Genomic DNA, 9,409 nt, shown 5'->3' with positions numbered 1-9,409 from the left:
ATGCTGGCCAACCTGCTGGCCGAGCGCGGCGAGCACATCCCGGCCGGCACCTTCATCATGACCGGCGGCATCACCGCCGCGGTGGCGGTGGAGCCGGGCGACAACGTCACCGTGCGCTACCAGGGCCTGGGCAGCGTCTCCGCGCGCTTCGTCTGAGCCACTCCCCTCCTTCGGCGGCGCGGCAGCTGCGCCAGCGGAGTTCCATGACACGAAGCCCGGCACATGCCGGGCTTCGTGTTTCTGCGCGCGAGTGTTCCACGTGGAACACGCATGCCTAGAAGTAGCGCAGCACCAGATAGCCGATCGCCGCGATGCAGGCGAGGATGCCCGGCACGGCGACCAGGCTGATGGCGCGCTGGCGCTGCAGGGCCAGCTTCTGCAGGCCGATCGACTCCTCGACGGTTTCCCGCGAACGGGCGAGCTGCTCCTCGGCCAGCGCGCGCTGGGCGCCAAGCTGGGCGAGGATCTCGCGCTGGGTGTCGCGGATTTCGCGCAGCACGCTGAGGGATTCGTGGCGGTACTGCTCGTCGCTCATGGGCGCCATCCTTGTCGTTCGGCACTGTTTTCAGCTGGGTTCGGGATAGAGCAATGTGCCACGTTCGGCGGGAAAGCGCAGGGTCTCCAGATCGGTGCGGCTCAGCTCCGCCCCGCACCAGATGAACACCTGGCGGGCGCCGGCGCCGCGCAGCAGCTCGGCAAAGCCGCGGATCTCCACCTGGGTCAGGCCGCCCTCGAGCAGGGCCTGTGGATGCAGGATCACCGTCGGTGCCCGTTGCAGCAGCGAGGCGGGCAGGATCTTCCTGAGCAGCAGCTGCAGGGTCTTCTCCGCCACGCCGAAGTCCGCCAGCAGGGTGCGCGGATGCTCGAAGCCGTTGGCCAGCTCGATGCCCTCCTGTCCGCGCAGGGCCTGGGCCTCCTTGCCGGCCGCCAGCGGTACCCGTATGCCCTTGTCGTGGCGCAGGGCCAGCAGCGGCGCTTCGGCAAGAGTCCGGCCGGACTCCACATGCAGGGCGTGCAGCTGGTCTGGCTGCAGGCGCAGGTAGAGGGTGTTGTGGAACAGCTTGTTCATCTGGGGGGCTTCCGTTGCCTGGGTGGGGGGATGGTCGGGGCTGGCTGTCGAGTTCGATGCGATGCGAGGCGAGACGGTCAGCGCTCAGCGCAGCAGCTGGCGCGCCTGCGCCACCAGATCGCCGTTATCGGGATGCACCGTGATCCGGTTGTTCAGGTCGACCACCGGCAGCAGGTAGCGCCTGACCTCGAGGCCGGCATTCTGCATGCGCCGGTGCAGCAGGTCGGCCACCGCCGGCTCGTCCACCGAGTGGTACTGGTAGCGGATGCCGGCCTGGCGCAGATCGCGGAGGGTGGCCTGGGTGTAGCCGCAGGCGTCGCGGCCGTAGACGGCCAGGTAGGGCTCGGCGTGCAACGGGGCATTGGTTTCGCGGGGCGCGCGGGAGAAGTGCTCCCAGGCCTGGTAGCCGCCGCCGAGCAGGGCGATGAGCAGGATGAGGTTGCGCATGGACAAGTCCGTTTGTCGGGGCGGGCACTGGCAGTCTGCCATGACCCGCCGGCGACGGCTGTGCAACCGTTGGCAAAGCGCAGCAGGGCTTTCAGCGTTCCGGATGCGGCAGGCGCAGGTGGATCAGCACGATCGGCTGCTGGCGGCTATCCAGCCTTTCCTCGAGGGCGAAGGGTGTGTAGCCGAGCCGGGAGTACAGCAGCAGGCCGGCGGTATTGCTGTTGAAGCAGGACACCCGTAGCTCGCTGGCGCCGTGGCGCTCGGCGGCCAGGCGGGCCATCTGTTGCATGAGAAAGCGCGCCACACCCTGGCGGCGCGCCTGCGGCGCCACCGCGACGTTGCCGACCCAGCAGGCGCCCTGCTCGTGCTTGTAGATGTTGGCGAAGGCCAGCACTTGCGCGCCGCGGCAGACCACCCTGGAGTCGCTGCGCTGGGCGATGCTGGTCGCCAGCTGCTCGACGTCGAGCGGGAAGCGGGCGCGCGGGGCGAGGAAATACAGCTCCTCGGCGGTGCGGGCGAAGGTACAGATGGCGGGCAGATCGTCGTCGCGGACCGGACGGAAACTGAGGTCGGTGTTCATCCTGAACTCCTCAATGGTGGCCGGTCGGTGCCAGCCCTGTGGATAAGTTGCCTGGCGATTATCCACAGGTGCCGCACGATCCGGCAAGCGCCGGCTGCGTGGGGGAGCGCTCCACTGCGACCGGGCGCCTCATCGCCTTCACTTCTGCTGGCGCAGGGCCGTACCGCGGCTCGACAACCGATACTGCTGACGGCTGCTCTTGGGCTTGTCGGGGATGGTCATCTCGAGCAGTCCGGCCTCCAGCGCCGGCACCAGATACAGGGTGCGGAAGTTGGCGTCGCTGCGCAGGCCCAGCGCGTCCTGCAGCGCCTTGCGGCTCATCACGCCGTCGCAGGCCTGGACCAGGCGGCGAACTTCGCTCGCAACATAACCCGTGCCTTCACCTGTCACATAACCTGAAGCATGACCTGCAACTTCACTCGCGTCTTCACCTGCAACATGACCTGCATCTTCGCCTGCGACTTCACTTTTTGCTTCACCTGTCGCGCGGCCTGCGCCACGGCTGGCGGGACCTGCAGCGAAGTGACGGGGCAGCGCGCGGGTGAAGGCAAACTCCAGCCACAGGCCATCCTGTTCGTGGCGCAGCAGGGGTTCGACGATGCCGTGGGCGCGGCAGGCGGCGATCAGTTTGTCGATGCCCAGGCCCCAGGCCTCGATCAGTCCGGCGCGGTAGAAGGCGTTGGCGATGTCCGGGTTGCCGGGGCGCGACAGGTGGCGGGTGCGCAGGCTGGCGATGCTCCAGCCTTCCGGCAGGCGCGCCGGATTCCACAGGCTGATGCGGTCGTCGTGCAGGCGGATCTGGATCGGGATGCCGCTGGCGTAGTCCTTGTGCACGATGGCATTGACCAGCGCCTCGCGCAGCGCCGCCAGCGGCAGCGGGTAGGCCGCCGGCGCGCGGGCATCGCCGCCGTCTGGATGACGCTGCAGGTGCTCCTCGAGCAGCGCCAGACTGCGCTCGAGCTGGACGAACAGGTTGCCGCCGATGGCGTGCTGTTCGACAAGGCCGTTATCGCGGCGGAACTGGCCGATGCGGATGTAGGCGCCGCTGACCAGCTTTTCCGGTTCGGCGTGGAACAGCAGCGCGGCCGCGCGCTTGAGATGGAACAGCTGCAGCTGTTCGACCAGCGCGGCATCGCCCTCCTCCACGCTGGCGCAGGTCAGACGCTGGCAGGCTGCGGCGCGCTGGCGGAAGTCGGCCAGCGCCTGGGGGTCGAGGTCGGCCAGTTGCACCTGGGGCATCGGCAGGTCGTCCCAGCTGCCGCCGGCGTCCGGGTGCAGGAAGCGGTCGGTTGTCGCGCCGGGGGATGCCGCTGGGAGGTCTTTCCACTCGATGTCTGGCTGGTCTTTCATCCGCGATACCCTGGTTGCGCAAGGAGGAGCAGCTGGCATGTTAACCAAATGCCGCGGGTGGCGGGCGCGTGCCTGCGTGCATTCGTTCATGTTCCGCGCACGCGGCTACCGGCCGGTGACAGGCCCGGCGGGTAGTCCGCAAAGCAGCAGGGACGCTGGCGTTACAGGGTGATGTTCAGCTCGGAATCGCGCATCACCTTGAGCTCGGCGTCCTCGGCGTGGAAGCCGCGGGCCAGCTTGGCGCGCAGGGTCAGGTCGGTGCGCGAGTCGGCGTGGCGCAGGGCCTCGGCAAGGCTGATGCGCCCAGCCTGCACCAAGGCGTAGAGGTGCTGGTCGAAGGTCTGCAAGCCGAGCTCCTGGCTGCGGCCGAGGGCGGTCTTGATGTCGTCGAGCTGGTCGCGCTGGATCAGGTCGGCGATGTAGGGCGTCTTCAGCAGCAGCTCGACGGCGGCCACGCGCTTCTCCTCGCGCCCCGGCACCAGGCGCTGGCCGACGATGGCCTGCAGGTTGAGCGCCAGGTCGCCGAGCACCTGGGCGCGGGCTTCCTTGGGGAAGAAGTTGCAGATGCGCTCGATGGCCTGGGTGGTGTTGGTGGCGTGCAGGGTGGCCAGGCACAGGTGGCCGGTTTCGCTGTAGTGCAGGGCGTGCTGCATGGTGGCCAGGTCGCGGATCTCGCCGATCATGATCACGTCCGGCGACTCGCGCAGCACGTTGAGCAGTGCCTGCTCGAAGCTGCGGGTATCCAGGCCGACCTCGCGCTGGTCGATGATCGCGCGCTGGTGGCTGTGGATGAACTCGATCGGGTCCTCGATGCAGACGATGTGGCCACCGCGCGAGCGGTTGCGCAGATCGAGCATCGAGGCCAGGGTGGTCGATTTGCCGGAGCCTGCGGCGCCGACCACCAGGATCAGGCCGCGGTCGAGCATCACCAGCTCTTCCAGCTTCTGCGGCAGGCCGAGTTCGCCGATGCCGGGGATCTTGCTCTTGATGTGGCGCACCACCATGGCCACGTCGCCGCGCTGGTAGTAGACGTTGACCCGGAAGCGCCCGGCGCCGTCGAGGCCGATGGCCAGGTTCATCTCCAGGTCGCGCTCGAACTCGGCGATCTGCTTCTGGTTCATCATCTGGTAGGCCAGCTGCTGCACCGATCCCGGCGCCAGCGGCACCTTGCCGATCGGCAGACTCTGCCCCTCGCGCTTGAGCTGCGCGGGCGCGCCAACGCTGAAGAACAGGTCGGAGCCGCCCTGCTCGACCATCAGGTGCAGGTAACGAAACACATCCATGCCGCTTGCCTCCGTGAACCGGGAAGAGTGTTGGCGCTGCTGGTGCCGGCGCGCTCCCCTCCCGGCACGGGAAGGGCTGCAGTCGGTCAGTCTGCCTGGTTCGCCCGCGCCGTGCCGTTGATTTTCTGCATGGTCTCGGTGATCCAGGTTTCGGCGCGCTGGTTGAGTTCGGCCACCGCGCGCGGGCCTTCGCCCTCGGCGTGCAGGGCCGGGCCGAACACCACGCTGACCGTGCCCGGATGGCGCTGCCAGCCATCACGCGGCCAGAGTTCGCCGGCGTTGTGCGCCACCGGCAGCACCGGCACGCCGGCGGCTACCGCCACCGAGGCGCCGCTGCGCGAGAACTTGCCCATCTCGCCGGCCGGAATGCGCGTGCCTTCCGGGAAGATCAGCAGCCAGTTGCCCTGCTGCAGGCGTTCGAGGCCGACGCTGGCCACCTGCTTGAGCGCCTGCTTGGGGTTGCTGCGGTCGATACCGATCGGCTTGAGCAGCTTGAACGCCCAGCCGTAGAACGGGATGCGCAGCAGCTCCTGCTTGAGCACCTGGGTCAGCGGCGCGAAGTGCGCGGTGAGGAAGAAGGTTTCCCACGCGCTCTGGTGCTTGGCGAGAATCACGCAGGGCTGCTGGGGGATGTGCTCCAGCCCTTCGAGGCGATAGTCGATGCCGAGCATCACCCGGCTCAGCCACACGGCGAAACGGCACCAGGTACGGGCGATGAAGATGTAGCGGGCCTTCTGCGGCAGCCAGGGGGCGATCAGCAGGCTGAGCAGGCACCAGATCACGGTGCTCAGGCCGAGCAGCAGGTAGAACAGGGCGGTACGCAGGGTCATCGGTCGGCCTCCACGGCCAGCAGGTGGGCGGCGACGGCCGCCAGATCGTCGAACACCAGAACGCCGTCCGGCAGGCCCTTGGCCAGGGTGCGCTCGCCCTTGCCGCTGCGCACCAGCACCGGCTGGCAGCCCACCGCCCGGGCGGCGGCGATGTCGCCGGGGCTGTCGCCGACGAACCAGCGGCCGGCCAGTTCGACGCCGTAGTGCGCGGCGATCTGCTGCAGCAGGCCGGGCAGCGGCTTGCGGCAGTCGCAGCCGTCGTCCGGGCCGTGCGGGCAGTGCACGATCAGGCCGAGCTGGCCGCCCTGCTCGGCCACCAGCTGGCGCAGGCGCGCATGCATGGCCTCGAGGGTGGCCTCGTCGTAGTAGCCGCGCGCCAGGCCCGACTGGTTGGTGGCCACCGCCACGGTCCAGCCGGCCTGGCTCAGGCGGGCGATGGCCTCGATCGAGCCGGGGATCGGGATCCATTCGGCGACGGACTTGATGTAGGCGTCGGAGTCCTCGTTGATGACCCCGTCGCGGTCGAGAATCAGCAGTTTCATGGTCGGGCCCTGTGGGGGCGGACGTAGGGTGGAAAACGCGCGCAGCACTTTTCCACCGGGGTGCAGGGTGGACAAGGCTGCGCCGTTGTCCACCTTACGCTTTGGCCCTGTGGATAAGGCGCGGAGGAAATATCCACAGGTCCGGTAATTCGGTTCCTGTGGATAACGACCGGAGCCGTTATCCACAGGCATCTGGCCTCAGCCCAGCAGCGAGATGTCCGCCACGCCGAGGAACAGCCCGCGCAGTTGGGCCAGCAGCGCGTAGCGGTTGGCCCGCACGGCGGCATCGTCGGCGTTGACCAGCACGCTGTCGAAGAACGCATCCACCGGCGTGCGCAGGCTGGCCAGACGCTCCAGCGCCGCGCGGTAGTTGCGCGCGGCGGCCAGCGGCGCGACCGCTTCGGCGGCGGCGGCCACCGCGGTGGCCAGCGCCTGCTCGGCCGGCTCGACCAGCAGGCTGCTGCTGACCAGCGCCGGCACTTCGCCCTCGGCCTTGGCGAGGATGTTGGACACCCGCTTGTTGGCGGCGGCCAGGGTGGCGGCCTCGGCCAGCTGGCGGAACGCCTGCACGGCCTGCACACGCTGGTCAAAGTCCAGCGGCGCGGAAGGCGCCAGGGCGCGCACGGCCTGGTACACGGCGACGTCGACACCCTCGTCCTCGTAGCGCGCGCGCAGGCGATCGAAGACGAAGTCGAGCACCTGGGCAGCCAGGCCGTCGGCCTTGACCTTGTCGCCGTACTGCTCGATGGCGAAGGCCACCGCCTGCACCAGGTCGAGATCCAGCTGCTTCTCGATCAGGATGCGCAGCACACCCAGTGCGGCGCGGCGCAGCGCGTAGGGGTCCTTGGAGCCGGTGGGCAGCATGCCGATGCCGAAGATGCCGACCAGGGTGTCGAGCTTGTCGGCCACCGCCACGGCGGCGCCGGTCAGGGTGCTCGGCAGCTCGGCACCGGCGCCGCGCGGCATGTACTGCTCGTTGAGCGCCAGGGCGACGTCCTCGGCCTCGCCGTCGTGCTTGGCGTAGTAGTAGCCGGCGATGCCCTGCATCTCCGGGAACTCGCCGACCATCTCGCTGGCCAGGTCGCACTTGGAGAGGATGCCGGCCCGCGCGGCGCGCTCGGCGTCGCCACCGATGCGCGCGGCGATGAAGCCGGCCAGCGCGGAGACCCGCTCGGCCTTGTTGAAGACGCTGCCCAGCTGGGCCTGGAACACCACGTTGGCCAGGCGCTGGTTGCGTTGTTCCAGCGGCTGGCGCTTGTCCTGCTTGAAGAAGAACTCGGCGTCGGTCAGGCGCGGACGCACCACCTTCTCGTTGCCGGAGACGATCTGCGCCGGGTCCTTCGACTCGATGTTGGCCACGGTGATGAAGCGCGGCAGCAGCTTGCCGTTGGCGTCGAGCAGGCAGAAGTACTTCTGGTTGTCCTGCATGGTGGTGATCAGCGCTTCCTGCGGCACCTCGAGGAAGCGTTCCTCGAAGGAGCAGACCAGCGGCACCGGCCACTCGACCAGCGCGGTCACTTCGTCGAGCAGGGCCGGCGGCACGATGGCCTTGCCGTGCTGCTCGGCGGCCAGTTCGGCGACGCGGGCGTCGATCAGTGCGCGGCGCTCGGCGAAGTCGGCGATCACGTAGGCGCTACGCAGGTCCTCGGCGTAGTTGGCCGGAGTGGAGATGCGCACGTCGTGGTTGGCGTGGAAGCGATGGCCGCGGGAGGTACGCCCGGCCTGCTGGGTGAGGATGGTGCAGTCGATCACCTCGCTGCCGAACAGCATCACCAGCCACTGGGTCGGCCGCACGAACTCCTCGCGTCGGGCGGCCCAGCGCATGCGCTTGGGGATCGGCAGCTCGTTCAGCGAGGTCTCGACGATGCCCGGCAGCAGGCCGGCGGCCGGCTGGCCGGGGATGCTCTGCACGAACTTGAGCTTGGGGCCGCTGCGGTCGATCAGCTCGAGAGCGACGCCGCACTTGCGGGCGAAGCCCAGCGCGGCCTGGGTCGGCTGGCCGTCCTTGTCGAAGGCGGCCTGTACCGGCGGGCCGTCCAGATTCACGCTGCGGTCCGGCTGCTGGGTGGCCAGCGCCTCGACCTGCACCGCCAGGCGGCGCGGCGCGGCGTAGTAGCGCGCGCTGGCGTAGCCCAGGCCGGCGGCCTTGAGGCCCTTCTCGACGCCGGCGAGGAACGCCTCGGCGAGGCTCTTCAGCGCCTTGGGTGGCAGCTCTTCGGTGCCCAGTTCGACCAGGAAATCTTGCGCGCTCATCATTCGGCCTCCTTCAGTTGGGTGCCCTGGACCGGGTCCGCAAGCAGGCCGGATTCGGCCAGCTTGGCGAGGACTTCCTCACGCAGTTCGGCGGTGGCCATCGGGAAGCCGAGCTTGGCGCGGGCGATCAGGTAGCTCTGCGCCACGGCGCGGGCCAGGGTGCGCACGCGCAGGATGTACTGCTGGCGCGCGGTCACCGAGATGGCGCGGCGGGCGTCGAGCAGGTTGAAGGTGTGCGAGGCCTTGACCACCATCTCGTAGGTCGGCAGCGGCAGCTCGAGGGCCATCAGGCGGTTGGCTTCGGCCTCGTAGAAGTCGAACAGCTCGAACAGCTTGTCGACGTTGGCGTGTTCGAAGTTGTAGGTCGACTGTTCCACCTCGTTCTGGTGGAACACGTCGCCGTAGGTGACCTTGCCGAACGGGCCGTCGGAGTAGACCAGGTCGTACACCGAGTCGACGCCCTGCAGGTACATGGCCAGGCGCTCGAGGCCGTAGGTGATCTCGCCGGTCACCGGGTAGCACTCGACCCCGCCGACCTGCTGGAAGTAGGTGAACTGGGTGACCTCCATACCGTTGAGCCAGACTTCCCAGCCCAGACCCCAGGCGCCGAGGGTCGGCGATTCCCAGTTGTCCTCGACGAAGCGGATGTCGTGGACCAGGGGGTCGATGCCGATGGCGCGCAGCGAGCCGAGGTACAGGTCCTGGATGTTGTCCGGGTTCGGCTTGAGCACCACCTGGAACTGGTAATAGTGCTGCAGGCGGTTGGGATTCTCGCCGTAGCGGCCGTCGGCCGGGCGGCGCGAGGGCTGCACGTAGGCGGCGTTCCAGGTCTCGGGACCGAGGGCGCGTAGGAAGGTGGCGGTGTGGAAGGTGCCGGCGCCCATTTCCATGTCGTAGGGCTGCAATACCACGCAGCCCTGCTCCGCCCAGTAGCTTTGCAGGGCGAGGATCAGGTCCTGGAAGGTGCGCACGGCAGGCGTAGTCTGGCTCACGAAATCACCTGTTCTGAGGCTTGCGTAAAGCCGGCGAGTATAACCGAAGGCGATAGTTGTGGA

General features: G+C 68.6%; 10 protein-coding genes and 1 pseudogene. 1 reads left to right on the top strand and 10 read right to left on the bottom strand.

The genetic code is table 11. The features are described 5' to 3' along the window. Positions 1-156, top strand: a pseudogene (locus tag BM297_RS22165) (4-oxalocrotonate decarboxylase); the annotation flags it as partial. Positions 157-274: 118 nt separating this feature from the next. On the opposite strand, the gene BM297_RS16555 reads toward BM297_RS22165, so the two are convergent. The 10 genes from BM297_RS16555 to glyQ form a co-directional block, all read right to left on the bottom strand. Beyond that, positions 275-535, bottom strand: coding sequence for a hypothetical protein (locus BM297_RS16555; RefSeq protein ID WP_092433503.1), 261 nt, complete (start codon positions 533-535; stop codon positions 275-277). 30 nt (positions 536-565) lie between these two features. Further along, a complete protein-coding gene (locus tag BM297_RS16550; RefSeq protein WP_092433501.1) occupies positions 566-1,069 on the bottom strand; it encodes a rod shape-determining protein in 504 nt (167 codons plus the stop codon). 84 nt (positions 1,070-1,153) lie between these two features. Continuing rightward, entirely contained in the window at positions 1,154-1,516 is a 363-nt protein-coding gene (locus tag BM297_RS16545) for a glutaredoxin family protein (protein WP_092433499.1), read from the bottom strand. Between the two features lie 91 nt (positions 1,517-1,607). Further along, positions 1,608-2,096, bottom strand: a complete 489-nt coding sequence (locus BM297_RS16540; RefSeq protein WP_092433497.1) for a GNAT family N-acetyltransferase — start codon at positions 2,094-2,096, stop codon at positions 1,608-1,610. A gap of 138 nt (positions 2,097-2,234) precedes the next feature. Continuing rightward, positions 2,235-3,446, bottom strand: coding sequence for a Fic family protein (locus BM297_RS16535; protein ID WP_175526676.1), 1,212 nt, complete (start codon positions 3,444-3,446; stop codon positions 2,235-2,237). A gap of 161 nt (positions 3,447-3,607) precedes the next feature. After that, entirely contained in the window at positions 3,608-4,729 is a 1,122-nt protein-coding gene (locus BM297_RS16530; protein WP_092433493.1) for a PilT/PilU family type 4a pilus ATPase, read from the bottom strand. Between the two features lie 86 nt (positions 4,730-4,815). Continuing rightward, entirely contained in the window at positions 4,816-5,559 is a 744-nt protein-coding gene (locus BM297_RS16525; protein WP_092433491.1) for a lysophospholipid acyltransferase family protein, read from the bottom strand. Next, positions 5,556-6,101, bottom strand: coding sequence for a D-glycero-beta-D-manno-heptose 1,7-bisphosphate 7-phosphatase (gmhB, locus tag BM297_RS16520; RefSeq protein WP_092433489.1), 546 nt, complete (start codon positions 6,099-6,101; stop codon positions 5,556-5,558). Before gmhB ends, BM297_RS16525 begins: the two co-directional genes overlap by 4 nt. A 198-nt stretch (positions 6,102-6,299) precedes the next feature. Next, a complete protein-coding gene (gene glyS, locus BM297_RS16515) occupies positions 6,300-8,354 on the bottom strand; it encodes a glycine--tRNA ligase subunit beta (protein ID WP_092433487.1) in 2,055 nt (684 codons plus the stop codon). Beyond that, the gene (gene glyQ / locus BM297_RS16510; RefSeq protein ID WP_092433484.1) at positions 8,354-9,346 is read right to left on the bottom strand and encodes a glycine--tRNA ligase subunit alpha; all 993 of its coding nucleotides are present in this window, start codon (positions 9,344-9,346) and stop codon (positions 8,354-8,356) included. The genes glyS and glyQ overlap by 1 nt, the downstream gene beginning before the upstream one ends. Positions 9,347-9,409 lie beyond the last annotated feature (63 nt).

It is taken from the genome of Geopseudomonas sagittaria (assembly GCF_900115715.1).
GTDB lineage: Bacteria > Pseudomonadota > Gammaproteobacteria > Pseudomonadales > Pseudomonadaceae > Geopseudomonas > Geopseudomonas sagittaria.
This window is presented reverse-complemented; position numbering and strand designations above follow the sequence as displayed.

What these genes read in the sequence shown, in the direction of transcription:
- BM297_RS16555 (WP_092433503.1), bottom strand. Translation starts at nt 535, where the DNA reads ATGAGCGACGAGCAGTACCGCCACGAATCCCTCAGCGTGCTGCGCGAA.
- BM297_RS16550 (WP_092433501.1), bottom strand. Translation starts at nt 1,069, where the DNA reads ATGAACAAGCTGTTCCACAACACCCTCTACCTGCGCCTGCAGCCAGAC.
- BM297_RS16545 (WP_092433499.1), bottom strand. Translation starts at nt 1,516, where the DNA reads ATGCGCAACCTCATCCTGCTCATCGCCCTGCTCGGCGGCGGCTACCAG.
- BM297_RS16540 (WP_092433497.1), bottom strand. Translation starts at nt 2,096, where the DNA reads ATGAACACCGACCTCAGTTTCCGTCCGGTCCGCGACGACGATCTGCCC.
- BM297_RS16535 (WP_175526676.1), bottom strand. Translation starts at nt 3,446, where the DNA reads ATGAAAGACCAGCCAGACATCGAGTGGAAAGACCTCCCAGCGGCATCC.
- BM297_RS16530 (WP_092433493.1), bottom strand. Translation starts at nt 4,729, where the DNA reads ATGGATGTGTTTCGTTACCTGCACCTGATGGTCGAGCAGGGCGGCTCC.
- BM297_RS16525 (WP_092433491.1), bottom strand. Translation starts at nt 5,559, where the DNA reads ATGACCCTGCGTACCGCCCTGTTCTACCTGCTGCTCGGCCTGAGCACC.
- gmhB (WP_092433489.1), bottom strand. Translation starts at nt 6,101, where the DNA reads ATGAAACTGCTGATTCTCGACCGCGACGGGGTCATCAACGAGGACTCC.
- glyS (WP_092433487.1), bottom strand. Translation starts at nt 8,354, where the DNA reads ATGAGCGCGCAAGATTTCCTGGTCGAACTGGGCACCGAAGAGCTGCCA.